Origin of the sequence: Pseudomonas sp. BT76 TE3572, from assembly GCF_050435365.1 — a bacterium.
Taxonomy (GTDB): domain Bacteria; phylum Pseudomonadota; class Gammaproteobacteria; order Pseudomonadales; family Pseudomonadaceae; genus Aquipseudomonas; species Aquipseudomonas fluorescens_W.
On the sequence record NZ_JBNDKE010000001.1, the window covers coordinates 4,678,639 to 4,703,647 of the forward strand.

Here is a 25,009-nt window from a genome sequence, read left to right on the forward strand (position 1 = left end):
TTGAGTGACACAGGGCAAAGCAGGTTTGCCGCGGGCGGATATGTAAAAGGCACCTTTCGGTGCCTTTTGGTGTTGCGACGGGTGTTAGCGCCGGCGTTTTTCCAGCGAGTAAACAAACGGTGCAACGATTTCGATGGTCCCGTTGGTCAACATGTCGGCCGGTGGCTTTGGCAGCGGTTGGGCGCGGCGGATTATTTCCAGGGTGGCCCGGTCCAGATCGGGCTTGCCGGAGCCGCCCACCAGTTCGAATGACAACACGTTACCTTCAGCATCCACCACGAAGCGCAGGCGGTTCATGCCTTCCTTGTTCCGCATCTGTGCACTGGCGTACTTTTTGTACTTGGCCAGGTGCGCAAGCAATTCGCCTTGCCAACTGGCCTTGGCGGCTTGTTGCGCGGCAGATGGCCCGGGTGCCGGTTGTGCGGATTTCTCCGTCGGTGCCTGAGTCGGTTGGGCGTCGCTCGGCTTTTCCTCGGACGGCTTCTCTTTAGGCGGTTCCGGCTTTTTTTCCACAGGCTTGGGCGGTTGAGGCTTTGGCTTGGGTTTGACCGGCTTCGGCACCGCAATCTCGGCCTTCGGCACTTCAGCCAGCTTCGGTATCGGCAGTTCTTCCACCGGGGCGGGTGGCTGCGGCGGCGTTATGACCTTCGGCGGTGCCGGTGGTGGCGGGGCCGGAACCGGCGCCAACTCGACCATCATCGCCTGTGGCGGCAGCTCGATCGGTGGGCGCGACGTCCAGTTCAGCGCTAGCGCAATGGCCAGCGCATGGACGCCCAGCACTACGGCCAGGCTCCCGCTATAACGCGTCAGCTTTTGGCGCGTCGTGATCATTTCTTGACTGCCGTCTCGAGTCCGACCAGACCCACCTTCAGGTAACCGGCAGAGCGCAGGTTGTCCATCACGCTCATCAGGTCGCCGTAATCCACGCCTTTATCGGCCTGGAAGAAGATCGTCGTGTCTTTCTTGCCTTTGGTCCTGGCGTCGAGGGTGGCGCCGAGTGCTTCGGCCTTCACTTCGTCTTCGCCGAGGAACAGGCGTTGGTCAGCCTTGACGCTGAGGAACACCGGTTTCTCTGGCCGTGGCGCCGGTTTGGCGCTGGAAGCGGGCAGGTCGACCTTGATGTCCACGGTAGCGAGCGGGGCCGCGACCATGAAGATGATCAACAGCACCAGCATCACGTCGATGAACGGTGTGACGTTGATTTCGTGATTCTCGGCCAGATCGTCGTCTGCGCCTTCTTTCAAATGCAAGCCCATGGCTGATTACCCTACTTTGACCATGTGGGGTTGCGCAGAGCGCTCGGTGGTCGGCAGGTGATCGAGGTCACGGCTGACCAGCAGCAGGACTTCAGCCGAGGCATCGGATACTTGCGCCTTGTAACCGGCAATGGAGCGGGCAAAGACGTTGTAGATCACTACGGCTGGAATCGCTGCAACCAGACCCAGTGCGGTTGCCAGCAGGGCTTCGGCGATGCCGGGAGCCACGACGGCGAGGTTGGTGGTCTGGGTTTTGGCAATGCCGATGAAGCTGTTCATGATGCCCCACACGGTGCCGAACAAACCTACGAACGGCGCAGTGGAGCCGATGGTGGCGAGCACGCCGGTGCCGCTGCTCATGTTGCGACCGCAGGCTGCAACCAGACGCTCAAGGCGGAAGGCGACGCGTTCCTTGATGCCTTCTTTCTCGCGGCTGTTGACCGACAAACGCATCTCTTCCAGGGCGTCATGCACCAGCAGATTGGCGAGGGTGCCTTGCTTGGTGGCTGTCACACTGGCTTCTTTGAGTGTGGTGGCTTTTTTCAGGTGGACGATTTCGGTGCGCAGACGACGCTTGGCGCCCATCAGCTCGAAACCCTTGGCGATCCAGATGGTCCAGGTGATGATCGAGGCGATGGCCAGACCGATCATCACGATTTTCACGATGATGTCGGCGTTCTGGTACATGCCCCACGGCGACAGGTCGTGGGCCATGCCCAGAGTGTTGTCGGCTTCGAGGACTTCCGGAACGTCATCGGCGGTGGTGTCTACGGCTTGGGCCGGGTCGGTCGCAGCCGGGGTAACGGCCGGTGCGGCGTGATCGGCAGGAGTTGGAGCAACAGTAGTTGCCGGAGCGGCTGGCGCTTGTGCGTCAGCGAAAGCGGCGGTCGGCGCCAGCATCAGGCTGAGCAGCAGGGCGGCCACTGCGCTCCAGGCGCGAGGTCGTTTGGTTGGCGAAGCGGGGAATTGATTGCGTGTCATGCTGGCCGGACCTGAGAAAGAAAAACGGTAAATGCTCTTCCAGGCCTCGTGAGGCCGAGAACAAAAGTGGCTGGCATTATTGCAATTAATTCTTGTTAACAAAAGTAATAGCGTCTCTTTTTTTCCTCCATTACTAGCCGCTCATCCATTTCGGGCGCTAGTCTGTACCTTTCTTGAGGGAGTTTTCTGATGTCCGCGCCTTCTGTTTTGATCGCCGGCTGCGGTGATGTCGGCAGTCGTCTGGCTACGCAATTGGTCGCTTGCGGGTGGGAGGTTCATGGCCTGAGGCGTGACGTTTCTCGCCTGCCCGAGGGGGTCATTGGCGTTGCCGGTGACTTGTTCAATGAAGACTGTCCGGCGACCTGGCCAGTCGGTGCGGTGGATTACCTGGTGTATTGCGCGGCCGCCACCGATCACGATGAAGCCGGTTATCGCGCGGCTTATGTGCAGGGCTTGCAGCATGTGTTGGAGTGGCTGAACGACTACGGTCAGGTGCCCAATCGCCTGCTGTTTGTTTCCAGCAGCAGTGTGTATGGCCAGCAGGATGGCGAGTGGGTTGATGAGACTTCGCCGACCATTGCGGCAGGCTTTTCAGGTCGATTGATGCTGGAGGCTGAGCAAGTGGCACTCCAAAGCGGCATTCCGGCCAGCATCGTACGCTTGACCGGCATTTACGGACCGGGTCGCGAACGGCTGCTGACGCAGGTTCGTCAGGGTTATCGCGTGGCGATTGATCCGCCGTTGTATGGCAACCGTATTCACGCCGACGATGCGGCGGGGTTGATGGCGTTTCTGCTTGAGGCTGATCGACGCGGTGTGGCGCTGGATGACGTCTACATCGGTGTGGACGATGCGCCTGCGCCGCTGGCCGAAGTGGTGGGCTGGTTGCGTGAGTATCTGGGCGTGACCGAATGGGCCGAAGACGCGAGCGTGCGTCGCACTGGCAGTAAGCAATGCAGCAATGCTCGGGCGAAAGCCTTGGGCTGGACGCCAAAGTACCCAAGCTATCGCGAAGGTTATGCGGCGATCCTTGAAGGGCGCAGCTGACTTAATCTGCGAGTCAAAGAAAAAGGAGCCCTTGGGCTCCTTTTTTGCTGGATCACTGCTTCTCGAGCAACCACTTGCGATCACCCGGGGTGAATTGCGGCATTTCATCCGCCTGTGCGGTGTTCACTGCCTGGAGGATTTCCAGTTCCTTGCCCTTGCGCGCAAAGATCCAGGTGTTGCCCTGGCCATTCGCTTGCAGCCACATGTTGTCGTGACCGCCGCTCATCGACGCGCAATCGCCCGCCAGACACAAGGCATAACGATCCGCGCCCGGCAGGCCGGCAACCTGTCCGTCAGGCTGGAATTGCACGGTATTGCCTTCGCCGGGACCGCTGACGACTTTCCAGCTGCCGCCCATGTAGGCCGAATACAGTGCGCGTTCGAAACTGGCACCCATCGGCGCGCCGTCCGGCACCGTAACCTGCGCGCGATGGAAGACTTGCTCCGGCTCATTGTCGCTGGCGACTTGGCTCAGTTGCTTGCCATCACGCTTCAGCGCGCTGGCGGAGCTGCCATAAAAGTCGACTTTCCAGGCGCCGGACTCTTCGCCCAGCAGCTTGCCGTCGACATTTTCAAAACCGTTGGTGTAGCGGGCCTGGCCGGCCTTGGTGTTGACGTCCCATTCCAGGTTCGGGCCATAGGCCTGGAGCGCTTCGCGCAGGGGGCCGCCTTTGGCTGCAGCATCGATCGCCACCTGATTGATCCAGGTGCCGCTGATGTCGCGATCGGCAGGGTTACTGGCACATCCGCCCAAGAGTAGGGCGACCAGCGAGAGAGCTAGCGCATGGCGCATGGTGGAATCCTTTCAAGACAGAATCGGCGCAGCCTTTGGGGCTGCGCCGGACGCATTACTCGATGACCAGAATGGCATCCATTTCAACCTGCGAACCCTTTGGCAGGGCTGCTACGCCGATGGCGGCGCGGGCTGGGTAAGGCTGATCGAAGTACTTGCCCATGATCTCGTTGACCTTGGCGAAGTGGCTCAGGTCGGTGAGGAAGATGTTCAGTTTGACGATGTCCTTGAACGAACCGCCAGCGGCTTCAGCCACGGCTTTGAGGTTCTCGAACACCTGGACGGTCTGGGCTTCGAAGCCTTCAACCAGTTCCATGGTTTTTGGGTCCAGAGGAATTTGACCCGACATGTAAACGGTGTTGCCAGCCTTGATCGCCTGGGAGTAAGTGCCGATGGCGGCCGGGGCCTTGTCGCTGGTGATAACAGTCTTGGTCATGAATGACTCCTTGTAATAGTGGGCTTAGGCGCGCATGCGGGTGATGCGAATCACCCCGGTCAAGGCGCGGAGTTTCTTGATCACGCGGGCCAGGTGCACGCGGTCGTGCACGCTGACCACCAGTTGGACCACGCTGATGCGACCATCGCGTTCGTCCATGCTGATTTTTTCGATATTGCCGTCGGCCGCGTTGACGCTGCTGGCCAGCAGAGCGATCAGGCCGCGCTGGTGTTCCAGCTCGACGCGCAGCTCGACATTGAATTCGCCGGTGACATCCTTGGCCCACGAGAGCTGGATGCATTTTTCCGGGTTGTGGCGGATTTCGCTGATGTTGCGGCAGTTGTCCAGGTGCACGACCATGCCTTTGCCCGCAGACAGGTGACCAACAATCGGGTCGCCCGGGATCGGTGTGCAGCACTTGGCGTAACTGAGCACCAGGCCTTCGGTACCGCGAATGGCCAGTGGACCTTCCGCACTTGGCAGCTGTTCGCCTTCGCCGAGCAGGCGGCGGGCGACCACGTAAGCCATACGATTGCCCAGGCCGATGTCTTCAAGCAGGTCTTCGATCAGTTCGAGTCGGTACTCGGTGAGCATCGCCTTGACGCGCTCGGCTGCGACTTTCTCCAGCGAGCTGTCGAAGCCATTCAGCACTTTATTCAGCAGGCGCTCGCCGAGGCTAATGGACTCGGAGCGGCGTTGCAGTTTCAGCGCATGGCGGATGTGAGTCCGCGCCTTGCCGGTGACCACGAAGTTGAGCCACGCCGGATTCGGTCGCGCGCCTGGGGCGCTGACGATCTCGACCGTGGAGCCGCTTTGCAGCGGTTCGGACAGCGGTGCGAGGCGACGATTGATCCGACAGGCAATGCAGCTGTTGCCCACGTCGGTGTGCACCGCGTAAGCGAAATCGACCGCCGTGGAGCCTTTGGGCAGCTCCATGATCCGGCCTTTGGGCGTGAACACGTAGACCTCGTCCGGGAACAGGTCGATCTTCACGCTCTCGATGAATTCCAGCGAGTTGCCGGCCCGTTGCTGCATCTCCAGCACGCCTTTGACCCACTGGCGGGCGCGGGCGTGAGTGCCTTTTGGCTGCTCGTCGCCGCTGGATTTGTACAGCCAATGGGCGGCGATGCCATTGTTGGCCATCTCTTCCATTTCACGGGTGCGGATCTGAATCTCGATCGGAACACCGTGCATGCCGAACAATGTAGTGTGCAGCGACTGGTAGCCGTTGGCCTTGGGGATCGCGATGTAATCCTTGAAGCGCCCCGGCAACGGTTTGTACAAATTATGCACAGCACCCAGCACGCGGTAGCAGGTATCGACCTTGTCGACGATGATCCGGAACGCATAGACGTCCATGATCTCGTTGAAGGCTCGACGCTTGCCGCGCATTTTCTTGTAGATGCCGTAGAGGTGTTTCTGACGACCGCTGACCTCGCCCTGAATGCCGTCGATGGCCAGGCAGTGGCTGAGTGATTCTTCGATCTTGTTGACGATTTCCTTGCGGTTGCCCCGGGCGCGTTTGACCGCCTGGTTGATCCGTGCGGAACGCATCGGGTGCATCGCCTTGAAGCCGAGGTCTTCGAATTCTATGCGGATGGCGTGCATGCCCAGCCGGTTGGCGATGGGTGCGTAGATTTCCAGGGTTTCCTTGGCGATCCGTCGGCGTTTTTCGCCGGACAGGACTTCCAGCGTGCGCATGTTGTGCAGGCGGTCAGCCAGTTTGACCAGGATCACGCGAATATCGCGGGCCATGGCCATGGCCATTTTCTGGAAGTTTTCGGCCTGGGCTTCGGCTTTGGTCTCGAAGTTCATTTGGGTCAGTTTGCTGACCCCGTCGACCAGTTCGGCCACGGTTTCGCCGAATTGCGCTTGCAGCGCTTCCTTGGCAATACCGGTGTCTTCGATCACGTCATGCAGCATCGCAGCCATCAGGCTCTGATGGTCCATGTGCATGTCGGCAAGAATATTCGCAACCGCGAGTGGGTGCGTGACGTACGCCTCGCCGCTACGGCGGCGTTGGCCGTCGTGGGCTTGTTCGGCGTAGAAGTACGCTCGGCGGACCAGGTTGACCTGGTCCTTGCCGAGGTAGGTCGATAAGCGATCGGCGAGGGCGTCTATGCTCGGCATGATGAAACCTGCCGTTCGCTGTGACCCCGCGCCGTGCTACGTCGACCAGGCATGGCTTAGACTGCCTCGTTGGACTCGTCCTCGAACGCTGCGAACAGCGGTTCGTCTTCGACGATTTCAGCGTTGGCGATGAACTCGTAGCTCATCAGGCCTTCAGCGATTTCACGCAAGGCTACAACGGTAGGCTTGTCGTTTTCCCACTGAACCAGTGGCTCTTTGCCGCCGGTGGCCAGTTGACGGGCACGCTTGGTAGACAGCATGACCAGCTCAAAGCGGTTTTCCACGTGGTTTAGGCAATCTTCAACGGTTACGCGGGCCATGGTATTCCTCGGAGCGAATGCAATATGCGCGCTGCCCGGTTGGGCGAGCGGACTCAACAGTTTAAAAAATCACCAGCGATTAGGGAAGCGCTGATTTTTTGACCAAGCCCTTCAACGCGCTGCAAGTGCCAATGTAAAGCCCTTGCAACGGTTTTGGGAAGAGCTGTTTAGCCGAGCAATTCGGCCAAAAGTTTTCCGTTACGCTGCTGCTGGCGCTTCTGGTGCAGCTGATTGGCACGGAAAATCGCCTGCAAATCGCGCAGTGCGTGGGCGAAATCGTCGTTGATGATTAGGTAATCATAGTCGACGTAGTGACTCATCTCGCTGACGGCTTCGCGCATCCGGCCATCGATGATCTCGTCACTGTCCTGGCCGCGATTGGTCAGGCGCTGGTGCAAGGCCTGCAGGGACGGCGGCAGAATGAAGATCGAACGGGCCTGGGGCATCAACTTGCGCACTTGCTCGGCGCCTTGCCAGTCGATTTCCAGAATCAGGTCGTGGCCTTCGTCCAGGGTCTGCTGCAGATGGCTTTGCGAAGTACCGTAGAGATTGCCGAACACTTCGGCGCGCTCGAGAAAATCCCCATGCTCGATCATCTTCACGAACTCGCTGCGTTCGACGAAGTGATAGTTCACGCCGTTCACTTCACCGGGGCGCATGGCGCGGGTGGTGTGGGAGACGGAGACGCGGATCTCCTGATCAGCGTCGGTCAGGGCCTTGACCAGGCTGCTCTTGCCCGCGCCCGAAGGTGCGGAAATGATGTACAGGGTGCCGGTGCTGTGGGTCATGTCAGGGTTGCCTTACTCAATATTCTGCACTTGTTCGCGCATCTGCTCGATCAACACTTTGAGGTTGACCGCCGCTTGGGTGCTGCGCGGGTCGAAGGCTTTGGAGCCCAGTGTGTTGGCTTCGCGGTTGAGCTCTTGCATCAGGAAGTCCAGGCGCCGACCGGCAGCGCCACCGGATTTGAGCACCCGGCGAACTTCGATGATGTGAGTGCTCAGGCGATCCAGTTCTTCGGCGACGTCGCTCTTTTGCGCGAGCATGACCATTTCCTGCTCCAGCCGCTGCGGGTCCATCTCGGCCTTCATGTCGGCGAAGCGGTCGAGCACTTTCTGGCGCTGGGTGGCGAGCATCTGCGGGACCAGCTCACGCAGGGTCACCACGTCTTCTTCAATGGAGGTCAGGCGATCGTTGATCAACCGCGCCAGCTCCGCGCCTTCGCGCTCGCGGCCGGCCTTGAGTTCTTTCAGGCCTTCGTTGAACAGCGCCAGTGCTTCTGCATTCAAGGCTTGCGGGTCGGTCGCATCGCCTACCAGCACGCCGGGCCAGGCCAGGACTTCCAGCGGGTTCAGCGCGGCCGGATTTTTAATCAGGCTGGCGATAGACTCGGCGGCGGCGACCAATTGAGCCGCGCGCTCGCGGTCCACTTGCAGTGGTTTGTCGGTATTTTCTTCGGTGAAGCGCAGGGTGCATTCGAGCTTGCCCCGGGAGATTCCCTGGCGCAGTGCTTCGCGGACCGCGCCTTCGAGGTCGCGAAAGGACTCCGGCAGACGCAGGTGCGGCTCCAGGTAGCGGCTGTTGACCGAGCGCAGTTCCCAGCTCAGGGTGCCTTGGGCGCCGGCTTTTTCGACGCGGGCAAAGGCGGTCATGCTGTGCACCATGGAGGTACCTCGCAATGCAGGTTCATGCGTTACCAAAGGTTTCGCAGGCCTGATCTATATGAATTTAAGCCCAGAGGCAGCAAAGGCGCAGGATTGTAGCGCAGTGGGGCGAATGCGCCCAAACACACGGTGTGACAAAGGGCTGCAGGTCGTCGGCAAAGCGCTGTTCAGGGCCTTCAGTCGTCGGGGGATTTTTTAGAAGTGCCCACTCGTGGCCCTGCGGCTCTATAATGCTCCGCAGATTTCCGTCCCCCGTACAGGTATTCCCTATGAAACGTCCAAGTGGTCGCGCTGCCGATCAGCTCCGCTCGATCCGCATAACCCGCAACTACACCAAACACGCCGAGGGATCTGTACTGGTCGAGTTCGGTGATACCAAAGTCATCTGCACCGTCAGCGTCGAGAACGGCGTGCCGCGTTTCCTCAAAGGTCAGGGCCAAGGCTGGTTGACCGCCGAATACGGCATGTTGCCGCGCGCCACTGGCGAGCGTAACCAGCGTGAAGCGAGCCGCGGCAAACAAGGCGGCCGCACCCTGGAAATCCAGCGCCTGATCGGTCGTTCCCTGCGCGCTTCGCTGGACATGTCCAAGCTGGGCGACGTTACCCTGTACGTTGACTGCGACGTGATCCAGGCTGACGGCGGCACCCGCACCGCGTCCATCACTGGCGCCATGGTTGCACTGGTCGATGCCTTGAAAGTGATCAAGAAGCGCGGCGGCCTGAAAGGCGGCGACCCGCTGAAACAAATGATTGCTGCCGTATCGGTGGGCATGTACCAGGGCGAGCCGGTACTCGACCTCGACTACCTGGAAGACTCGGCTGCCGAGACTGACCTGAACGTGGTGATGACCAGCACTGGCGGCTTCATCGAAGTCCAGGGCACTGCCGAAGGCGCTCCGTTCCAGCCGGAAGAACTGAACGCTATGCTTGAGTTGGCGAAGAAAGGCATGAACGAAATCTTTGAGCTGCAAAAGGCTGCACTGGCTGACTGATCGGACTGCTCCAGGCAAGGAGGGCGTTATGAGTGACGAGCAACAGCTGCTTCCCACCCCGAGCAAAGAGGTTCGGCAGTGGGCAATGTTTTGTCACCTGTCCGCCTTGCTGGGGATCTGGGTTCCGTTCGGTACGCTGATCGGCCCGCTGATTCTCTGGCAGATGAAGCGCGAGATGGACCCGTTTGTTGATGCACAGGGCAAGGAGGCGCTGAACTTTCAGATCACCGTCGCCATTGCCTCCGCCATCTGCTTGCTGCTGATGGTGGTGATCGTCGGGTTCTTCCTGTTCGGTCTGTTGGCGATCGGTGCGCTGGTGCTGACTATCATCGCCGGCGTGAAGGCCAATGAAGGGGTGCCTTACCGGTATCCATTCACTTGGCGGTTGATCAAATAAGCCGTACACAAAACCCGGTAGGAGTGAGCCTGCTCGCGATGAGGCCTCCACATTCAACATCAATGTGACAGGTCTACCGCTATTGCGAGCAGGCTCACTCCTACAAAAAGCCAAAAATCATCACCCACAAAAAAGCCGACAGTTGATGTCGGCTTTTTTGTGTGTGCGAAAAGACGCTTAGATGGTCAGCGTCCAGTCGTAATCCACGATCAGCGGTGCATGTTGCGAGAACCGTGGCTGACGTGGCAAGCGTGCGCTACGTACAAAGCGACGCAGGCCCGGAGTCAGCAGCTGATAGTCGAAACGCCAACCGAGGTTGAGCATTTCAGCCTGTTCATTATCCGGCCACCAGCTGTACTGGTCACCTTCACGGCTGACTTCACGCAGGGCATCGACATAGCCCATGTTGCCGACAATCTCGTCCATCCAGGCACGTTCAGGTGCCAGGAAGCCCGGGGATTGCTGGCTGTCACGCCAGTTCTTGATATCCAGCTTCTGTTGCGCCACGTACAGCGAGCCACAGTAAATGTACTCGCGACGTTTGCGTCGCTGTTTATCCAGATAACGGGCGAAATCGTCCATTAGCTTGAACTTCTGGTTCAAGTCTTCATCGCCGTTCTGCCCCGAAGGGAGCAGCAAGGTCGCGATGCTGACCTTATCGAAATCGGCTTGCAGGTAGCGCCCGTAGCGGTCGGCTGTCTCGAAGCCGAGACCGCTGATGACTGCCTTCGGTTGCAGCCGCGAATACAAAGCCACGCCACCTTGGGCGGGAACTTCGGCTTCGCAGGCATAAAGGAAGTAGCCATCCAGTTGGAAGGCTGGATCGTCCAGTTCAAAGGCGGAGGCGCGGGTGTCCTGCAGGCAGATGACGTCGGCATTCTGTGCTTGCAGCCAACTGAGCAACCCTCGCTCCACTGCAGCCTGAATACCATTGACGTTCACACTGATGATCCGCATAAATGGCCCCAAAAATCGCGTGCGTGTATGATACACGGCGTCAACCTAATTAGCTAAATCCGTGGTATTTGGGGTTTTTTTCATGCAAGCGTATCAGCGCGATTTCATTCGTTTTGCCATCGATCGCGGCGTTTTGCGCTTCGGCGAGTTCACCCTGAAGTCCGGGCGCACCAGTCCTTACTTCTTTAATGCCGGGCTTTTCAACTCGGGTTCGGCCCTTGCGCAGCTGGGTCGTTTCTACGCGGCAGCCATCGTCGAGAGCGGTATTTCGTTCGACGTTTTGTTCGGTCCGGCCTACAAAGGCATCCCTTTGGCGGCGACCACCGCAGTGGCCCTGGCCGAACATCATGACCGTGATTTGCCATGGTGCTTCAACCGCAAGGAAGCCAAGGCTCACGGCGAAGGCGGCAGTCTGGTCGGCGCACCGTTGACCGGCGACGTGCTGATCATCGACGACGTGATCACTGCTGGCACTGCCATCCGCGAGGTGATGCAGATCATCGCTTCCCAGGACGGTGCGAAGGCTGCGGGCGTGCTGATCGCCCTGAACCGTCAGGAGCGTGGCAACGGCGAGTTGTCGGCGATCCAGGAAGTGGAGCGTGACTTCGGTATTCCGGTGATCAGCATTGTCTCGCTGAACCAGGTGCTCGAATTCCTGGCGGACGATCCGCAGCTCAAGCAACACCTGCCAGCGGTTGAAGCTTACCGCGCACAGTTCGGCGTTTAACGAAAAGGCCCTGTGAGAACAGGGCCTTTTTGTTAGTGCTGTCTCGTCCTGAAATAGGTATCAGGGGATCTGTTACTCCCGTAGGTGCAAGGCGCGCAATAAGGCATCAATCTGCCCGAATGCGTCCTGTTGCCACTGATCCGGTGTGCGATCTCCTAGGATTTGGCTGTCTTCGACGAAACGTCTTACTGAGGTCGGGCCGTAGCCCTCGGCGATATCAAACTTTTCGCAAATGAACTGAAAACCCTGTTCGCCACTTCCCGTTTCAAGTACTGGTCGACACTCTTCTGCAAGCGCTTCTATGCCACCGGGATAATTGCGAACGCAGTAGTAGATGTCGTATGCGTCCTTCTGTTTATGCCTTCCGTTCAGGGCATATCCCTTCATCGCAAGCAGTGCGGGGATCGAGCACACAGCGACCTCGACGCGATTTTTGCCGCCCGTAGGCATGGGGCCTTCAATTGCAACCATCTGATAGAAACGCATGGCCAAGTCGGCGCCGTCGGCGCGTTGAACTGCAAAGTCGTTGAGAATGGGTGGCTTGTTTTGGATGATTTCAGCGTCGCGCGGCATCAAGAAATCCACGATCACATCTATCGCAGCGCCACCGTCCTGCACGGGAACCTGGCGAACTAGTTGGAATCTCCGAAGTTCTCCTCTTTGCTCGTACCCATTGCCCATCAGTGCTTCGATCAATGTCGCGTACTCGCCATCACCGAGTGCCTCTGCGTCCAGGCTCAAATCGACATCAAGGGTACCAACATGTTGCATATCGTCATTCGCAAGCAGAAGCCACGGCACTGCTCCACCGATCACTGCAAATTTGCCTCTGAAGGAACCAAGAATTTGACCCATTTCGATCAATACCGCCTTCACTGCTGTCGTCGTTCTGTCGTCATAATCTGAAGCGGATTGAGGCTCTTGAGGTACTAACGGGGCCATGTCAATTTTTCCTTTCGTAGATACTCGGCGGCTTCCTTTCCGCGCTCTCCTGCAACCGATAGATCCAGATATGTCTGAACTGGACTGGTGCATATGGCGCCCGGCGCGGCTTCAACGGTATCCAGTAGAAGTCCTTCGTCCTTGGGTAAAGTGATCACTACGTTTTCTCCCTTTGATGCGGGAACCAACTGTAATGCTTTGATCAATTTCTCTAGACCTTGAATGTCCGTATAAAAGTAATTCGTGCTGACTCGAGCATAGGGAGCGAGCCATTGAGCGGCAGAAAATGAGGAGAAAAGCGCGTGTCCGTTGCTACTTTCTCCGATAGCGTTTCGCGCCGCATTTTCCAATGCGCTGCCATGTAAGGTGGTGTAGAACTTTTTACGTTCCCCTGATGGAAGCTCGTATGTTTCGACCCATGCATCCAAAAGGGCTTGAGGATCGGATAGACATACCCCCTCGTTTGTTGCTCTTGCCCATTCTCGATTCAGCAGCGCTGTGCGGACATTGCTGACTTGACCAAGACTCGCTCCGGCAGCTTCGGAAAGTTCCATCACCCGCCAGGCTCGGCCCGGTTCTCGAAGCATCATACGAATGATCTGAGCTGATTTTGGTTTGAAGAGAGACTTCAGCTCCCTGTTCTCTGAAGGCGGCCTGTCAGCAACCTGGCGGTCAATGAATACACCATCGAATGAAATCCAGGAATTGCCCTCCAGGTCCAGATACCCCACACCTTTTTCCCGGCACGCTTGTCTGGCAGCGGGTGAAAGATAAGGTACTATCACGATAGGCGTGGCCTCGGCGTTCTGCTCGTTCACGTAGTCGCGAAGCTGAAGTATGGCTGCGTTTATGAATCTGGGCTGGCCACTGGCCTTCACCTCGCAGACCAGAGAGTGCAATTTCCCGGATGTGTTTACCTCGACAATGAAGTCGGGAGTCCAGACTTTTGCAAGCGGGGCAGATGTCAGGCTTTTAATCTCGAGGATCGGTACTTTACTCAGGAGGTTTCGTAGCGCGTCTCTTGAGTGCATTTCGAGCTCTTTCATTGATTTAACCCTTTTCAACGAATGCTGAAAATAGCCATTTGGGTGAAAACTGTCGAGAGTTTTCATCCAAAATGATGATTTCAGCGATTGTTGAAAGTAGGGTAAATATTGAAATATGAAAAATTGATGTGCTGCTAGCCCAGCTTCCGCCATTTATCGATGAGCCGCACAGCGAGCCATACATTGAATAGCGCAAACACCAGCAAGGCCAAGACAACGAATACATAAAGCGTGCGATCCACGTCAAAGTCCCAAAGATCCAGCGTGCTGCTGCCCATGATTTTCACGGCGGCAGGCAAGTTGACGTAAAACAGCGCCAGGAAGGCGCTGGTCAGAGGGAGGGCGCAGGCGAACAAAACGTTCGTTACCTTTTTCCGGCTACGTTTTCTGGCGAGCGGGCCAGGTTGGTTTTCATCCAGTTCCAGCGCTTCATGCAGCCTCGGCCACGCCAGGTTGAACATGAAGGTGGTCAAGGTCAGCAGCAATCCACTGACCGCCACGATGTCACTGAACGGCATTGATCCCCAGCGTTGCGCAGAGCAGGTCGTGGGAGTCCTCGCTAATCTCGAACTGCCCGGCGCTGCCTTTACGTTTTGTGATGGGTTTGAAGGTCGGTTCGTTCTGTGTGATCAGCATGTTCAGCTCATCACGAATGACGTCCGAACTGATCACCACCAGATACACCGTCTGCGCATGCTCCGCAGACTCGATCACGGCTCGCATGCTGTGTTGCAGAATATCGTCCAGCTGATTGCGAAAGCGCGAAACGGTGTTTTTCAGCAGGGTTTTGCTTTGGCTCTGGGTCAGCTGAAAAATCGTCGATATCTGAGACTCGGTCGGCAATGTCTGCCCGAAGTAGCTTTGAATCAGATACAGCAAGCGGTCCTGTTTCGCTTCATCGGCCCGACTCGGCATGCCGCCTTCAACCAGCATTTTCAAGTATTCGGTCAGGCTCGCCTTGGCGATACGCTGTAAGGCATGAGCGATTTCGCTGTCGGAAATCTTCAGGGTCTTTTTGACCGGCTCCTTCTGCTCCTGCTCGAAAGCCTGGGCGTCGATCGTGAACGAGATCTGCATGACTGAGTCTCCCGTGATCACTTATCGGAATTCGGATAAGGGTCGTCCGCTGCGTCTCCTTGGCCGCTGAGGATTTTCCAGCCGTTTTGCAGGTGCAATGAATCCAGGCGTTGCGGGCAGGGCGGCAAGGATTTTTTCGATTGGTTGGAATATTCGTAGCCGCAATCGGCGCATTCGTAGGTGCCTGCGGAAACGTCGCTGCCGTAAGGTGCGTAAACTTTTTGCATGGGGTCGTTCTCCTGTGGATACAGGGAAGATCCTATGCGGACTAATGCTGGCGGGATGTCGGACGTTTCGCTTAATCAGGTCAGGCATTTCCTGCGCGCATAAAAAAGATCGCAGACTTCGTCAGCTCCTACGGAATATTCGTACATCCGTAGGTGCCGCAGAAGGGTGCGATCTTTTGACGTTCTTGAATCAGTGACGCTTGCGATTGCTGATCAAGGTACCCACACCGGTGTCGGTGAAGATTTCCAGAAGAATCGCATTCGGCACCCGGCCATCGATGATCAACGAGCTGCCCACGCCACCTTGCACGGCTTCCAGCGCGCAACGGATCTTCGGCAGCATGCCGCCGTAGATGGTGCCGTCGGCGATCAACTCATCGACCTGTTGGGTGGTCAGGCCGGTGAGAACCGTGCCCGACTTGTCCATCAGGCCGGCGATGTTGGTCAGCAGCATCAGCTTTTCAGCTTTCAGCGCTTCGGCGACTTTACCGGCCACCAGGTCAGCGTTGATGTTGTACGACTCGCCGTTGGCGCCGACACCGATTGGCGCGATCACCGGGATGAAGTCACCTTTGACCAGCAGGTTCAGCAGGTCGGTGTTGATGCCGACTACTTCGCCCACTTGGCCGATGTCGATGATTTCCGGTTGAGTCATCTCCGGCGTCTGGCGGGTCACGGTGAGCTTCTTCGCACGAATCAGCTCGGCGTCTTTACCGGTCAGGCCGATGGCGCTGCCGCCATGACGGTTGATCAGGTTGACGATGTCCTTGTTCACCTGGCCGCCGAGGACCATTTCCACCACGTCCATGGTCTGCGCATCAGTCACGCGCATGCCATCGATGAAGTGGCTCTCGATCGACAGACGCTTGAGCAGGTCGCCGATTTGCGGGCCGCCGCCGTGAACCACCACCGGGTTAATGCCGACGGCTTTCATCAGCACGATGTCGCGGGCGAAGCCGGTTTTCAGCTCCTCGCTTTCCATCGCGTTGCCGCCGTATTTGATCACCAGCGTCTTGCCGACATAGCGGCGAATGTAAGGCAGCGCTTCGGACAGGACCTTGGCGGTGTTGGCGGCGGCTTCGCGTTCGAGGGTCATTCAGGGCTCCGGGTGCTTCGTAAAATCAGAACGGTAATTGGAGATCAGGTGCAACACGCTTCAGCTGGACTTTGAATACGTCCTTGATGCGCTGCAATTCCGCCTCGTCATCGGCCTCGAAGCGCAACACCAGCACCGGTGTGGTGTTGGATGCGCGAACCAGGCCCCAGCCTTTGGCGTAGTCGACTCGCACGCCGTCGATGGTGGTCAGGTCGGCGCCTTCGCCCCACTTCGCGTCGTGCAATGCATCAATGATGCTGAATTTGCTCTCTTCGGTCACATGGATATTGATTTCCGGCGTAGAAATATCGTTCGGGAAGGTCGCAAACAGCTCTTCCGCGGTGGATTTTTCTTTGCTGAGGATCTCCAGCAGGCGCGCGGCGCTGTAAATGCCGTCGTCGAAACCGAACCAGCGTTCCTTGAAGAAGATGTGCCCACTCATTTCGCCGGCCAACAGGGCGCCGGTTTGTTTCATTTTCTTTTTGATCAACGAGTGACCGGTCTTCCACATGAGCGGACGGCCGCCGTATTCCTTGATCAGCGGCGTCAGGCGACGGGTGCATTTGACATCGAAGATGATTTCCGCGTCAGCGTTGCGCGCCAGTACGTCACGGGCGAACAGCATCAGCAGGCGGTCCGGGTAGACGATGCTGCCGGTGTTGGTCACCACGCCGACGCGGTCGCCGTCGCCATCGAAGGCCAGGCCGAGGTCAGCGTTGGTTTCCTTGACCTTGGCGATCAGGTCCACGAGGTTTTCAGGCTTGCCCGGATCCGGATGGTGGTTCGGGAAGTTGCCATCGACGTCGCAGAACAGCGGGATGACTTCGCAGTTCAGGGCTTCGATCAGTTGCGGGGCGATCACACCGGCCGCGCCGTTGCCGCAGTCGACGACGACTTTGAGGCGACGGGCCAGTTTGATGTCCTGAACGATTTCGGTGTTGTAGCGGTCGAGGATTTCGACTTGGGTGACGCTGCCTTTGCCGCTGCTCAGGTTGTTGGTCTTGAGGCGTTCGTGCAGGGCCTGGATCTGTTCGTTGGCCAGGGTGTCACCAGCGATGACGATCTTGAAGCCGTTGTAGTTCGACGGGTTGTGGCTGCCGGTGAGCATGACGCCGGATTTGCCGGCCAGAACGTTGGCGGCGTAGTACAGCGCAGGCGTTGGCACCAGGCCGACGTCGCTGACGTGGCAACCGCTGTCGGCGAGGCCTTTGATCAGTTGTTCGACCAGTTCCGGACCGGACAGGCGACCGTCACGGCCGACGGAAACGTTCGGTTCATCCTGGGCCAGGCTCTGGGAGCCGATGGCGCGACCGAGCCAATAAGCGGTTTCAGCGTTCAAGAATTCCGGGACGGTGCCGCGAATATCGTAGGCGCGGAAGATGCTGTCGGGGAACTTGGGTGCGACTTGGGCTGGGGTGCTCATTACTGGAAATGCTCCATCTCGAAGGGTGGCAGGACCTGCTGCGAATAACTCGTCGGCAGGTTCAAACTGAAGGGTATGACGGCTTTTTCCACTGAGAGTTCGTGGTGTGAAAAGGCCATGACCCCGACATCAGCGTGTAATGGAACGCCCGATGCCTTGATTTTCAGTGATAAACCTTCCAGATGACGTCTGTGCAATTTGTGATGAGAGAGCTTGCTCCCTCATCACAAGGTCGTCAGTTTTTCGATCAGTGGCTGCCGGAATGCCCGAAACCGCCAGCGCCACGTTCGGTTTCAACGAACTCTTCGACCATCTCGAAGTGCGCTTGAACCACCGGCACCAAAACCAGCTGGGCCAAACGCTCGCCAACGACCATGTTGAAATCGGTCTGGCCGCGGTTCCAGCAGGAAACCATCAGCGGACCCTGGTAATCGGAGTCAATCAAACCGACCAGGTTGCCGAGCACGATGCCGTGCTTATGGCCCAGGCCCGAGCGCGGCAGAATCAGCGCCGCGAGGCCCGGATCACCAATGTAAACGGACAGGCCCGTTGGGATCAGCACGGTTTCGCCCGGCTTGATGACGGTGTCTTTTTCCAGCATGGCGCGCAGGTCGAGGCCGGCGGAGCCTGGCGTGGCGTACTGCGGCAGCGGGAAATCGGTACCGATGCGAGGGTCGAGGATCTTGGCTTGCAAAGTGTGCATGTAAATTAAACCTGGTTCAGACGTTCGGCGATAAAAGTGATCAGCTGGCGAGCAATCTTGCTCTTGCTGGTCTGAGCGAAAAGTGTGGCGTGTAGCTGGCGGTCGATCACGCTGCAGGCGTTTTCTTCGCTGTTGAAGCCAATGCTAGGGTTGGCGACGTCGTTGGCGACGATCAAATCGAGGTTCTTGTCTTTCAACTTGCGGGCAGCGTAATCGAGCAAGTGTTCGGTTTCGGCGGCGAAACCGACACTGAACGGACGGTCAGGGCGCGTGGCAATGGTGGCCAGGATGTCCGGGTTACGCACCATCTGTAGCAACAAACCGTCGCCGTTCGTAGGGTCTTTCTTGAGTTTCTGTGGGGCGACGACTTCCGGGCGGTAATCCGCGACCGCTGCCGAGGCGATGAACAGGTCGCAAGGGATCGCGGCTTCACAAGCGGCGAGCATGTCGCGGGCGCTGACCACGTCGATGCGGGTGACGCGATCCGGGGTCGGCAGGTGCACCGGGCCGGTGATCAGGGTTACACGGGCGCCGGCTTCAACCGCGGCTTCGGCCAGGGCAAAGCCCATTTTCCCGGAACTGTGGTTGGTGATGTAACGCACCGGGTCGATGTTTTCCTGGGTCGGGCCTGCGGTGATCAGCACGTGTTTGCCGGTCAGCGCCTGACGCTGGAAGCAGTCTGCCGCGCACTGGGCGAGATCGGTGGCTTCGAGCATGCGACCCATGCCGACGTCGCCGCAAGCCTGACTGCCGGAGGCCGGGCCGAAGGCTTTGATGCCGCGACTTTCGAGGGTTTGCAGGTTGGCCTGGGTCGCCGGGTCGCGCCACATGGCCTGGTTCATCGCCGGGGCTACGGCGACCACGGCGTCGGTGGCCAGCACCAGCGTGGTCAGCAGGTCATCGGCAATGCCTTGGGCCAGGCGGGCAATGAGGTCCGCGGTGGCGGGGGCGATCAGCACCAGGTCGGCCCATTTGGCCAGTTCGATGTGGCCCATGGCGGCTTCGGCCGCGGGGTCCAGCAGGTCGAGGTGGACCGGGTGGCCGGACAAGGCCTGCATGGTCAACGGCGTGATGAACTCGCTGCCGCCACGGGTCATGACCACGCGCACTTCGGCGCCCTGGTCGATCAGGCGGCGAACCAGGTCGGCGCTCTTGTAAGCAGCAATGCCGCCGCCGACGCCCAGAACGATGCGTTTCCGATACAGCCGCTGCATAGGTCTGCCTTTCATTTCGTTGATGACTGCATGGCGATACCCCCCTCCCCAGGGATGAAATCGCCCGCAAAAAAGATGGGCTAAGATATCACAGCGACCGCTACGGAACAGCGGCGCCCACAGACCAGGGAGGTGCTATGAGTATTCGCGATTGGCCAGCGGCGGAACGGCCGCGGGAGAGGTTGCTTGAGTTGGGCTCGGGGAGCCTTTCAGACGCCGAACTGCTGGCGATTTTTTTACGAACGGGCGTGTCGGGTAAAAGCGCGGTAGATCTGGCGCGACACCTGTTGAGTCAGTTCGGCAGCCTGCGCTCACTGCTCGAGGCCGATCAAGCGGCCTTCAGCAGGCAGTTGGGACTCGGGCCGGCGAAATTCGCTCAGTTGCAAGCGGTCCAGGAAATGAGTCGGCGGCATCTGGCCGAACGCGCGCGCCAAAAATCGGCGCTGGAAAATCCGCAGGCGGTTCGTGATTACCTGAAATCAATGTTGCGCCATGAGCCTCACGAGGTGTTCGGCTGTCTGTTTTTGGATTCCAAGCATCAAGTGCTGACCTTTGAAGTGCTGTTTCGCGGCTCCATCGACAGCACCAGTGTCTATCCGAGACAAGTGGTTAAACGCGCATTGGCCCATAACGCCGCAGCGCTGATTCTCTGCCATAACCATCCGTCGGGTAATACCAACCCCAGTCAAGCCGACCGAACGCTGACCAAGCGCCTGCAGGAGGCGCTGGATCTGATTGATGTGCGGGTACTCGACCATTTCATCATCGGTGACGGCGATCCGCTGTCCATGGCCGAGTATGGATGGATGTGAACCCCTGTAGGAGTGAACCTGCTCGCGATGGCGTCGTGTCAGTCAACCTAACCGGTGACTGAAAGAATGCCATCGCGAGCAGGCTCACTCCCACAGGGTTTTATGCTGAGGCTGATTACTTCAGGTTGACCTTGGAGTAGTCCTGACGGCCGAACGGGCTGACGGCATAGCCCTCAACGTCCTTGCGCGTCAGCGCGAAGGCGGTCGGGTGGGCCAGCGGCAGCCACAGCGCCTGTTGCTGGATCTGCGCCTGAGCCTGCTCGTAGAGCTTGGTGCGCACACCTTGCTCGCCGGTGGTCTTGCCGGCGCTGATGAGTTTGTCGAGGTCCTGATTGCAGTAGCGGGCGAAGTTGGTGCCGGACTTGACCGCGGCGCAGGAAAACTGCGGCGTGAGGAAGTTGTCCGGGTCTCCGTTGTCGCCGGCCCAACCCATGAACAACAGGTCGTGTTCACCAGCCTTGGCGCGGCGAATCAGTTCGCCCCATTCGATCACCCGAATCTCGGCCTGAATGCCGATTTCCGCGAGGTCCGATTGCAGCATTTGAGCGCTGAGGCTCGGGTTCGGGTTGAGCAGGCTGCCAGAAGGTCGGGTCCAGATAGTGGTCTGGAAACCGTCCTTGAGCCCGGCCTTCGCCATGAGCGCTTTGGCTTTTTCGACGTCATGCGGATAACCCGGCAGGCCTTTGGCATAGCTCCAGGTGTTCGGTGGGTATGGGCCGTTGGCCGGTTCGGCGGTGTCTTCGAACACGGCTTTGACGTAGCTGGCCTTGTCGAACGCGAGGTTGATCGCCTGGCGCACTTCAGGCTTGTCCAGCGGCGGATGCTGGCTGTTGATGCCGACGAACGCGGTCATGAAGGCGTCAGTCTTTTCCACTTTCAGGGTCGGTTCTTTCAGCGCTGTCTGTACGTCCAGAGGCTTGGGCGACAGGGCGATCTGGCACTCGTTGCGACGCAACTTCTGCAGACGCACGTTGGCGTCAGGGGTGATGGCGAAAATCAGCGGATCCACCGAAGGCTTGCCGCGGAAGTAGTCCGGGTTGGCCTTGTAGCGGATCGAAGCGTCTTTCTGGAACCGAGTGAAAACGAACGGTCCGGTGCCGATCGGTTGGCTGTTGAGTTTCTCCGGAGTACCGGCCTTCATCAGTTTGTCGGCGTATTCGGCGGAGTAGATCGAGGCGAATCCCATGCTCAGGGTCGCGAGGAAGGTCGAGTCCGGGTGGTCGAGGGTGAAGCGAATGGTCAGCGGGTCCAATGCATCGATCTTCTTGATCAGCGCCGGTAACTGCATCGATTGCGCATGTGGGAAACCGCTCTGGGCCACTTTGTGCCAAGGGTGTGCCGGGTCGAGCATACGGTCGAAACTGAACTTAACGTCTTCGGCGGTCAGTTCGCGCGTCGGGCTGAAAAATTCAGTGCGGTGGAATTTCACCTGTGGGTGAAGCTTGAACACGTACGTCAGGCCATCGGGCGTGACTTCCCAGCTGTCCGCGAGGCTGGCGACCACTTTGCCGCTGGCCGTGTCGAAGTCCACCAGGCGGTTCATCAGCACGTCGGCCGAGGCGTTGGTGGTGGTCAGCGAGTTGTATTGCACCACGTCGAACCCTTCCGGGCTGGCCTCGGTGCAGACGCTCAGGGCGGCGGCATGGGCCAATGGGCTCAGCAGAAGCGGGGCAAGCAGCAGCGGTAGGGCAGCGAGGCGCATGGTCGGATTCCTTTACAGATCGAAGGCCCATCTGCAAGTGCAGTCTGGAAAAGGCTTACCCTAGTGGGCTCTTTTGTAAATGACTATCCCCTTTTTCATTTTAAGGGGACTATGTGCGATCGATTTCCGCGTAGGGCGGTTGGCAAAACCCTGGATTGATGGCTCGGCCGATTTTCTGCGACGAGCGGTCTTCATCGACGACAGCCTTTGTCTTAGGCGCTCGGAGCCTGAAAAATGGGGTTTTTATCAACTCAGCGCACACGGAATGTTGTTGCTCTTCAGTCTTTCTGGTATAAAGCAGCGCTCTTTTCTAGGGGCCCGGTTCCTTCACTGTAGGTGTAGCCGGTAAGACCTCTAAAGAAACGCGGCGCCTGGCGCCAAATGACTGAGAGATTAAGCGGCCAACCCATGCCGGGTTGGGCATGTGGTTTTAGAGGGCTGAGGCATGTCGAGAGTATGTCAAGTTACCGGTAAGGGTCCGGTGACTGGGAATAACATTTCCCACGCAAACAACAAAACCCGTCGTCGTTTCCTGCCGAACCTGCAGCATCACCGCTTCTGGGTTGAAGAAGAGAAACGTTTCGTGCGTCTGCGCGTATCTGCCAAAGGCATGCGTATCATCGACAAGCGTGGCATCACTGTCGTGCTGGCCGAAATCCGCAAAGCTGGCAAGATCTAAGGGAGCTAATCATGCGTGAATTGATTCGTTTGATTTCGAGCGCCGGTACTGGTCACTTCTACACTACCGACAAGAACAAGCGCACTACTCCGGACAAAATCGAGATCAAGAAATTTGATCCGGTTGTTCGCAAGCACGTGATCTACAAAGAAGGCAAAATCAAGTAATTGATTTTTCCCTCTTACGAAAAAGGCCCGTATCGCGAGATACGGGCCTTTTTTGTGGCCTCGAGAAAGGTTTCAAGCTTTCTGTTCAAACACCACATAGATCTTGCGGCATGGCTCCAGCACCTCCCAGGTGCCTCTGAACCCGGCCGGGATCACGAAGCGATCGCCTACGCGCAGGGTCTTGCCGTTGCCATCGTTGTCGCGCAGCACTGAAACCCCCTGAAGGATTTCGCAGTATTCGTGCTCGGTGTAGTTCACATGCCACTGGCCGACTTCGCCTTCCCACACACCTGCGCTCATCTGGCCGCAAGGACTGTTGTAGTGGTTGTACACTGCTTGTTCAGGGTCGCCCTTGAGGACTTTCGCCGGGTCTGGCCGATAGCGATCAGGCTGGGTGGTGGCCTGGTTGAAGTCGACGATGTCCTGGATGCTCATTCTTGTAATCCCCCGTGATTGCGGCGCGATGGCTGGAAAGTCCAAAGTCTATGTTTATTAAAATGAACACCGCAAGGCCGTTTGCCGACCTTGTGTCAAATATATTGAAACAACCCCGGCCACTGGTTTAGGGTGACGGTTGCCTTGGGCCGAATAATCAGGCCGGCTGGGCAGAATTCCTGACAGCGCCCGCGAAGACCGTGGAGCGTTCGTATTCAACAAGAGGAGGACACTCGTATGACCACCCTGACTCGTGCCGATTGGGAACAACGGGCTCTCGATCTGAAGATCGAAGGCCGCGCCTACATCAATGGCGAATACACCGATGCTGTCTCCGCCGAGACCTTTGAGTGCATCAGCCCGGTCGATGGCCGTCTGCTGGGCAAGATTGCCAGCTGTGACGCCGCCGACGCCCAGCGCGCTGTTGAAAACGCCCGCGCCACTTTCAATTCCGGCGTCTGGTCGCGTCTGGCACCGACCAAGCGCAAAGCCACCATGATCCGTTTCGCCGGCCTGCTGAAACAGCACGCCGAAGAGCTGGCCCTGCTTGAAACCCTGGACATGGGCAAGCCGATCAGCGACTCCCTGTACATCGACGTTCCAGGCGCGGCGCAAGCCCTGAGCTGGAGCGGTGAAGCCATCGACAAGATCTACGACGAAGTGGCCGCGACTCCCCATGACCAGTTGGGTCTGGTGACCCGCGAACCCGTCGGCGTAGTCGGCGCCATCGTGCCCTGGAACTTCCCGCTGATGATGGCCTGCTGGAAACTCGGCCCGGCGCTGTCCACCGGTAACTCGGTCATCCTCAAGCCATCCGAAAAATCCCCGCTGACCGCCATCCGCATCGCTGCGCTGGCCGTTGAGGCCGGCATCCCGAAAGGCGTGTTGAACGTCCTGCCAGGTTACGGTCACACCGTCGGCAAGGCCCTGGCCCTGCACAATGATGTGGACACCCTGGTGTTCACCGGTTCGACCAAAATCGCCAAGCAACTGCTGATCTACTCCGGCGAATCGAACATGAAACGCGTCTGGCTTGAAGCCGGCGGCAAGAGCCCGAACATCGTGTTCGCCGATGCACCGGACCTGCAAGCTGCCGCGGAATCGGCTGCCGGTGCCATCGCCTTCAACCAGGGCGAAGTCTGCACCGCCGGCTCGCGCCTGCTGGTGGAGCGTTCGATCAAGGATAAATTCCTGCCGCTGGTGATCGAGGCCCTCAAAACCTGGAAACCGGGCAACCCGCTGGACCCGGCGACCAACGTCGGCGCACTGGTGGATACCCAGCAGATGAACACCGTGCTGTCCTACATCGAATCCGGCCACACCGACGGCGCCAAGCTGGTGGCGGGCGGCAAACGCATTCTTCAGGAAACCGGTGGCACCTACGTTGAGCCGACGATTTTCGACGGCGTCAGCAACGCGATGAAAATCGCTCAGGAAGAAATCTTCGGCCCGGTGCTGTCGGTGCTCACTTTCGATACCGCCGAAGAAGCCATTGCGATTGCCAACGACACCCCTTACGGCTTGGCCGCAGCGGTGTGGACCAAGGACATTTCCAAGGCCCATCTGACTGCCAAGGCACTGCGCGCAGGTAGCGTATGGGTCAACCAGTATGACGGCGGCGACATGACGGCCCCGTTCGGTGGCTTCAAGCAGTCCGGTAACGGACGCGACAAGTCGCTGCATGCGTTCGACAAGTACACCGAGCTGAAGGCGACCTGGATCAAGTTGTAATTTGTAGCGGGCCCCGGTCAAAAACCGGGGCTGAACACAACGAAGATCCCCTGTG

At 58.5% G+C, this 25,009-nt stretch carries 28 protein-coding genes and 1 pseudogene; 8 read left to right on the forward strand and 21 right to left on the reverse strand.

The annotated features are described in order from the left end of the window. Positions 1-84 precede the first annotated feature (84 nt). The 3 genes from ABH912_RS21150 to exbB are packed head-to-tail and all read right to left on the reverse strand — an operon-like array spanning position 85 to position 2,237. A complete protein-coding gene (locus tag ABH912_RS21150; RefSeq protein WP_429511569.1) occupies positions 85-831 on the reverse strand; it encodes an energy transducer TonB family protein in 747 nt (248 codons plus the stop codon). Further along, the gene (gene exbD / locus ABH912_RS21155) at positions 828-1,256 is read right to left on the reverse strand and encodes a TonB system transport protein ExbD (RefSeq protein ID WP_008150131.1); all 429 of its coding nucleotides are present in this window, start codon (positions 1,254-1,256) and stop codon (positions 828-830) included. The genes ABH912_RS21150 and exbD overlap by 4 nt, the downstream gene beginning before the upstream one ends. A 6-nt stretch (positions 1,257-1,262) precedes the next feature. Continuing rightward, positions 1,263-2,237 carry a tonB-system energizer ExbB gene (exbB, locus tag ABH912_RS21160; protein WP_429511570.1) on the reverse strand — a complete coding sequence of 325 codons (975 nt, stop codon included), beginning with the start codon at positions 2,235-2,237 and terminating at the stop codon, positions 1,263-1,265. A gap of 189 nt (positions 2,238-2,426) precedes the next feature. On the opposite strand from exbB, the gene ABH912_RS21165 reads away from it, so the two are divergent. Next, a complete protein-coding gene (locus tag ABH912_RS21165) occupies positions 2,427-3,284 on the forward strand; it encodes an SDR family oxidoreductase (RefSeq protein WP_033059340.1) in 858 nt (285 codons plus the stop codon). 52 nt (positions 3,285-3,336) lie between these two features. On the opposite strand, the gene ABH912_RS21170 is transcribed toward ABH912_RS21165, so the two are convergent. From ABH912_RS21170 to ABH912_RS21195, 6 genes are all read right to left on the reverse strand, one after another. Next, positions 3,337-4,077 carry a hypothetical protein gene (locus ABH912_RS21170; protein ID WP_429511571.1) on the reverse strand — a complete coding sequence of 247 codons (741 nt, stop codon included), beginning with the start codon at positions 4,075-4,077 and terminating at the stop codon, positions 3,337-3,339. 55 nt (positions 4,078-4,132) lie between these two features. Next, positions 4,133-4,513 carry a RidA family protein gene (locus ABH912_RS21175; RefSeq protein ID WP_003229509.1) on the reverse strand — a complete coding sequence of 127 codons (381 nt, stop codon included), beginning with the start codon at positions 4,511-4,513 and terminating at the stop codon, positions 4,133-4,135. A 24-nt stretch (positions 4,514-4,537) separates the two neighbouring features. Continuing rightward, complete coding sequence (gene spoT, locus ABH912_RS21180; RefSeq protein ID WP_033059343.1) at positions 4,538-6,643, reverse strand: bifunctional GTP diphosphokinase/guanosine-3',5'-bis pyrophosphate 3'-pyrophosphohydrolase; 2,106 nt, start codon at positions 6,641-6,643, stop codon at positions 4,538-4,540. Positions 6,644-6,699: 56 nt separating this feature from the next. Then, positions 6,700-6,963 (reverse strand): DNA-directed RNA polymerase subunit omega, encoded by a 264-nt coding sequence (rpoZ, locus tag ABH912_RS21185; protein WP_007894670.1) that lies wholly within the window; start codon positions 6,961-6,963, stop codon positions 6,700-6,702. A gap of 167 nt (positions 6,964-7,130) precedes the next feature. Next, a complete protein-coding gene (gene gmk, locus ABH912_RS21190; protein WP_033059345.1) occupies positions 7,131-7,751 on the reverse strand; it encodes a guanylate kinase in 621 nt (206 codons plus the stop codon). 12 nt (positions 7,752-7,763) lie between these two features. Then, positions 7,764-8,627, reverse strand: a complete 864-nt coding sequence (locus ABH912_RS21195; protein ID WP_429511572.1) for a YicC/YloC family endoribonuclease — start codon at positions 8,625-8,627, stop codon at positions 7,764-7,766. 269 nt (positions 8,628-8,896) lie between these two features. Here ABH912_RS21195 and rph point away from each other — a divergent pair, with 269 nt between their 5' ends. Together rph and ABH912_RS21205 are read left to right on the forward strand one after the other, a co-directional pair. Beyond that, positions 8,897-9,619, forward strand: a complete 723-nt coding sequence (gene rph, locus ABH912_RS21200) for a ribonuclease PH (RefSeq protein WP_059403877.1) — start codon at positions 8,897-8,899, stop codon at positions 9,617-9,619. A gap of 28 nt (positions 9,620-9,647) precedes the next feature. Next, positions 9,648-10,016, forward strand: coding sequence for a DUF4870 domain-containing protein (locus tag ABH912_RS21205; RefSeq protein ID WP_429511573.1), 369 nt, complete (start codon positions 9,648-9,650; stop codon positions 10,014-10,016). 177 nt (positions 10,017-10,193) lie between these two features. On the opposite strand, the gene ABH912_RS21210 is transcribed toward ABH912_RS21205, so the two are convergent. Next, positions 10,194-10,973 carry an exodeoxyribonuclease III gene (locus ABH912_RS21210; protein ID WP_007934608.1) on the reverse strand — a complete coding sequence of 260 codons (780 nt, stop codon included), beginning with the start codon at positions 10,971-10,973 and terminating at the stop codon, positions 10,194-10,196. Between the two features lie 82 nt (positions 10,974-11,055). Between ABH912_RS21210 and pyrE the strand changes: the two genes are divergently transcribed. After that, positions 11,056-11,700 carry an orotate phosphoribosyltransferase gene (gene pyrE, locus ABH912_RS21215; RefSeq protein ID WP_007934609.1) on the forward strand — a complete coding sequence of 215 codons (645 nt, stop codon included), beginning with the start codon at positions 11,056-11,058 and terminating at the stop codon, positions 11,698-11,700. A gap of 72 nt (positions 11,701-11,772) precedes the next feature. Here pyrE and ABH912_RS21220 read toward each other — a convergent pair whose 3' ends face one another. The 9 genes and pseudogenes from ABH912_RS21220 to coaBC all read right to left on the reverse strand — a co-directional run bounded on the left by ABH912_RS21220 (position 11,773) and on the right by coaBC (position 19,428). Beyond that, the gene (locus tag ABH912_RS21220) at positions 11,773-12,642 is read right to left on the reverse strand and encodes a hypothetical protein (RefSeq protein WP_429511574.1); all 870 of its coding nucleotides are present in this window, start codon (positions 12,640-12,642) and stop codon (positions 11,773-11,775) included. After that, positions 12,630-13,841 (reverse strand): type IV toxin-antitoxin system AbiEi family antitoxin, encoded by a 1,212-nt coding sequence (locus tag ABH912_RS21225; RefSeq protein WP_429511575.1) that lies wholly within the window; start codon positions 13,839-13,841, stop codon positions 12,630-12,632. Before ABH912_RS21225 ends, ABH912_RS21220 begins: the two co-directional genes overlap by 13 nt. Next, positions 13,823-14,206: a hypothetical protein gene (locus ABH912_RS21230; protein ID WP_429511576.1), complete on the reverse strand. Its 384-nt coding sequence runs from the start codon at positions 14,204-14,206 to the stop codon at positions 13,823-13,825. The genes ABH912_RS21225 and ABH912_RS21230 overlap by 19 nt, the downstream gene beginning before the upstream one ends. Further along, entirely contained in the window at positions 14,193-14,765 is a 573-nt protein-coding gene (locus ABH912_RS21235; protein ID WP_046053850.1) for a hypothetical protein, read from the reverse strand. Before ABH912_RS21235 ends, ABH912_RS21230 begins: the two co-directional genes overlap by 14 nt. A 17-nt stretch (positions 14,766-14,782) precedes the next feature. Then, complete coding sequence (locus ABH912_RS21240; protein WP_033059358.1) at positions 14,783-14,992, reverse strand: hypothetical protein; 210 nt, start codon at positions 14,990-14,992, stop codon at positions 14,783-14,785. 190 nt (positions 14,993-15,182) lie between these two features. After that, complete coding sequence (gene argB / locus ABH912_RS21245; protein ID WP_010465204.1) at positions 15,183-16,088, reverse strand: acetylglutamate kinase; 906 nt, start codon at positions 16,086-16,088, stop codon at positions 15,183-15,185. A gap of 25 nt (positions 16,089-16,113) precedes the next feature. Beyond that, positions 16,114-17,517, reverse strand: a pseudogene (locus ABH912_RS21250) (phosphomannomutase/phosphoglucomutase); the annotation flags it as partial. A 241-nt stretch (positions 17,518-17,758) separates the two neighbouring features. Next, positions 17,759-18,214: a dUTP diphosphatase gene (dut, locus tag ABH912_RS21255; protein WP_046053847.1), complete on the reverse strand. Its 456-nt coding sequence runs from the start codon at positions 18,212-18,214 to the stop codon at positions 17,759-17,761. Positions 18,215-18,219: 5 nt separating this feature from the next. Next, on the reverse strand, positions 18,220-19,428 hold the full coding sequence (gene coaBC, locus ABH912_RS21260) for a bifunctional phosphopantothenoylcysteine decarboxylase/phosphopantothenate--cysteine ligase CoaBC (protein ID WP_429511577.1): 1,209 nt from the start codon (positions 19,426-19,428) through the stop codon (positions 18,220-18,222). A 137-nt stretch (positions 19,429-19,565) separates the two neighbouring features. Between coaBC and radC the strand changes: the two genes are divergently transcribed. After that, positions 19,566-20,240 carry a RadC family protein gene (gene radC, locus ABH912_RS21265; RefSeq protein ID WP_429511578.1) on the forward strand — a complete coding sequence of 225 codons (675 nt, stop codon included), beginning with the start codon at positions 19,566-19,568 and terminating at the stop codon, positions 20,238-20,240. A gap of 115 nt (positions 20,241-20,355) precedes the next feature. Here radC and ABH912_RS21270 read toward each other — a convergent pair whose 3' ends face one another. Then, the gene (locus tag ABH912_RS21270) at positions 20,356-21,942 is read right to left on the reverse strand and encodes an ABC transporter substrate-binding protein (protein WP_429511579.1); all 1,587 of its coding nucleotides are present in this window, start codon (positions 21,940-21,942) and stop codon (positions 20,356-20,358) included. A gap of 445 nt (positions 21,943-22,387) precedes the next feature. Between ABH912_RS21270 and rpmB the strand changes: the two genes are divergently transcribed. Then, positions 22,388-22,621, forward strand: a complete 234-nt coding sequence (rpmB, locus tag ABH912_RS21275) for a 50S ribosomal protein L28 (protein WP_007894701.1) — start codon at positions 22,388-22,390, stop codon at positions 22,619-22,621. A gap of 11 nt (positions 22,622-22,632) precedes the next feature. Next, positions 22,633-22,788, forward strand: a complete 156-nt coding sequence (gene rpmG / locus ABH912_RS21280) for a 50S ribosomal protein L33 (protein ID WP_007894709.1) — start codon at positions 22,633-22,635, stop codon at positions 22,786-22,788. Between the two features lie 72 nt (positions 22,789-22,860). Here the strand turns inward: rpmG and ABH912_RS21285 are convergent, their stop codons facing one another. Continuing rightward, the gene (locus tag ABH912_RS21285; RefSeq protein WP_429511580.1) at positions 22,861-23,223 is read right to left on the reverse strand and encodes a cupin domain-containing protein; all 363 of its coding nucleotides are present in this window, start codon (positions 23,221-23,223) and stop codon (positions 22,861-22,863) included. A gap of 237 nt (positions 23,224-23,460) precedes the next feature. Between ABH912_RS21285 and ABH912_RS21290 the strand changes: the two genes are divergently transcribed. Further along, entirely contained in the window at positions 23,461-24,954 is a 1,494-nt protein-coding gene (locus ABH912_RS21290; protein WP_033059373.1) for an aldehyde dehydrogenase, read from the forward strand. The last annotated feature ends 55 nt before the right edge of the window (positions 24,955-25,009 follow it).

Bases quoted from the DNA above. Each gene is read 5' to 3' on its own strand.
- ABH912_RS21150 (WP_429511569.1), bottom strand. From the start codon at position 831: ATGATCACGACGCGCCAAAAGCTGACGCGTTATAGCGGGAGCCTGGCC.
- exbD (WP_008150131.1), bottom strand. From the start codon at position 1,256: ATGGGCTTGCATTTGAAAGAAGGCGCAGACGACGATCTGGCCGAGAAT.
- exbB (WP_429511570.1), bottom strand. From the start codon at position 2,237: ATGACACGCAATCAATTCCCCGCTTCGCCAACCAAACGACCTCGCGCC.
- ABH912_RS21165 (WP_033059340.1), top strand. From the start codon at position 2,427: ATGTCCGCGCCTTCTGTTTTGATCGCCGGCTGCGGTGATGTCGGCAGT.
- ABH912_RS21170 (WP_429511571.1), bottom strand. From the start codon at position 4,077: ATGCGCCATGCGCTAGCTCTCTCGCTGGTCGCCCTACTCTTGGGCGGA.
- ABH912_RS21175 (WP_003229509.1), bottom strand. From the start codon at position 4,513: ATGACCAAGACTGTTATCACCAGCGACAAGGCCCCGGCCGCCATCGGC.
- spoT (WP_033059343.1), bottom strand. From the start codon at position 6,643: ATGCCGAGCATAGACGCCCTCGCCGATCGCTTATCGACCTACCTCGGC.
- rpoZ (WP_007894670.1), bottom strand. From the start codon at position 6,963: ATGGCCCGCGTAACCGTTGAAGATTGCCTAAACCACGTGGAAAACCGC.
- gmk (WP_033059345.1), bottom strand. From the start codon at position 7,751: ATGACCCACAGCACCGGCACCCTGTACATCATTTCCGCACCTTCGGGC.
- ABH912_RS21195 (WP_429511572.1), bottom strand. From the start codon at position 8,627: ATGGTGCACAGCATGACCGCCTTTGCCCGCGTCGAAAAAGCCGGCGCC.
- rph (WP_059403877.1), top strand. From the start codon at position 8,897: ATGAAACGTCCAAGTGGTCGCGCTGCCGATCAGCTCCGCTCGATCCGC.
- ABH912_RS21205 (WP_429511573.1), top strand. From the start codon at position 9,648: ATGAGTGACGAGCAACAGCTGCTTCCCACCCCGAGCAAAGAGGTTCGG.
- ABH912_RS21210 (WP_007934608.1), bottom strand. From the start codon at position 10,973: ATGCGGATCATCAGTGTGAACGTCAATGGTATTCAGGCTGCAGTGGAG.
- pyrE (WP_007934609.1), top strand. From the start codon at position 11,056: ATGCAAGCGTATCAGCGCGATTTCATTCGTTTTGCCATCGATCGCGGC.
- ABH912_RS21220 (WP_429511574.1), bottom strand. From the start codon at position 12,642: ATGGCCCCGTTAGTACCTCAAGAGCCTCAATCCGCTTCAGATTATGAC.
- ABH912_RS21225 (WP_429511575.1), bottom strand. From the start codon at position 13,841: ATGGCGGAAGCTGGGCTAGCAGCACATCAATTTTTCATATTTCAATAT.
- ABH912_RS21230 (WP_429511576.1), bottom strand. From the start codon at position 14,206: ATGCCGTTCAGTGACATCGTGGCGGTCAGTGGATTGCTGCTGACCTTG.
- ABH912_RS21235 (WP_046053850.1), bottom strand. From the start codon at position 14,765: ATGCAGATCTCGTTCACGATCGACGCCCAGGCTTTCGAGCAGGAGCAG.
- ABH912_RS21240 (WP_033059358.1), bottom strand. From the start codon at position 14,992: ATGCAAAAAGTTTACGCACCTTACGGCAGCGACGTTTCCGCAGGCACC.
- argB (WP_010465204.1), bottom strand. From the start codon at position 16,088: ATGACCCTCGAACGCGAAGCCGCCGCCAACACCGCCAAGGTCCTGTCC.
- dut (WP_046053847.1), bottom strand. From the start codon at position 18,214: ATGCACACTTTGCAAGCCAAGATCCTCGACCCTCGCATCGGTACCGAT.
- coaBC (WP_429511577.1), bottom strand. From the start codon at position 19,428: ATGCAGCGGCTGTATCGGAAACGCATCGTTCTGGGCGTCGGCGGCGGC.
- radC (WP_429511578.1), top strand. From the start codon at position 19,566: ATGAGTATTCGCGATTGGCCAGCGGCGGAACGGCCGCGGGAGAGGTTG.
- ABH912_RS21270 (WP_429511579.1), bottom strand. From the start codon at position 21,942: ATGCGCCTCGCTGCCCTACCGCTGCTGCTTGCCCCGCTTCTGCTGAGC.
- rpmB (WP_007894701.1), top strand. From the start codon at position 22,388: ATGTCGAGAGTATGTCAAGTTACCGGTAAGGGTCCGGTGACTGGGAAT.
- rpmG (WP_007894709.1), top strand. From the start codon at position 22,633: ATGCGTGAATTGATTCGTTTGATTTCGAGCGCCGGTACTGGTCACTTC.
- ABH912_RS21285 (WP_429511580.1), bottom strand. From the start codon at position 23,223: ATGAGCATCCAGGACATCGTCGACTTCAACCAGGCCACCACCCAGCCT.
- ABH912_RS21290 (WP_033059373.1), top strand. From the start codon at position 23,461: ATGACCACCCTGACTCGTGCCGATTGGGAACAACGGGCTCTCGATCTG.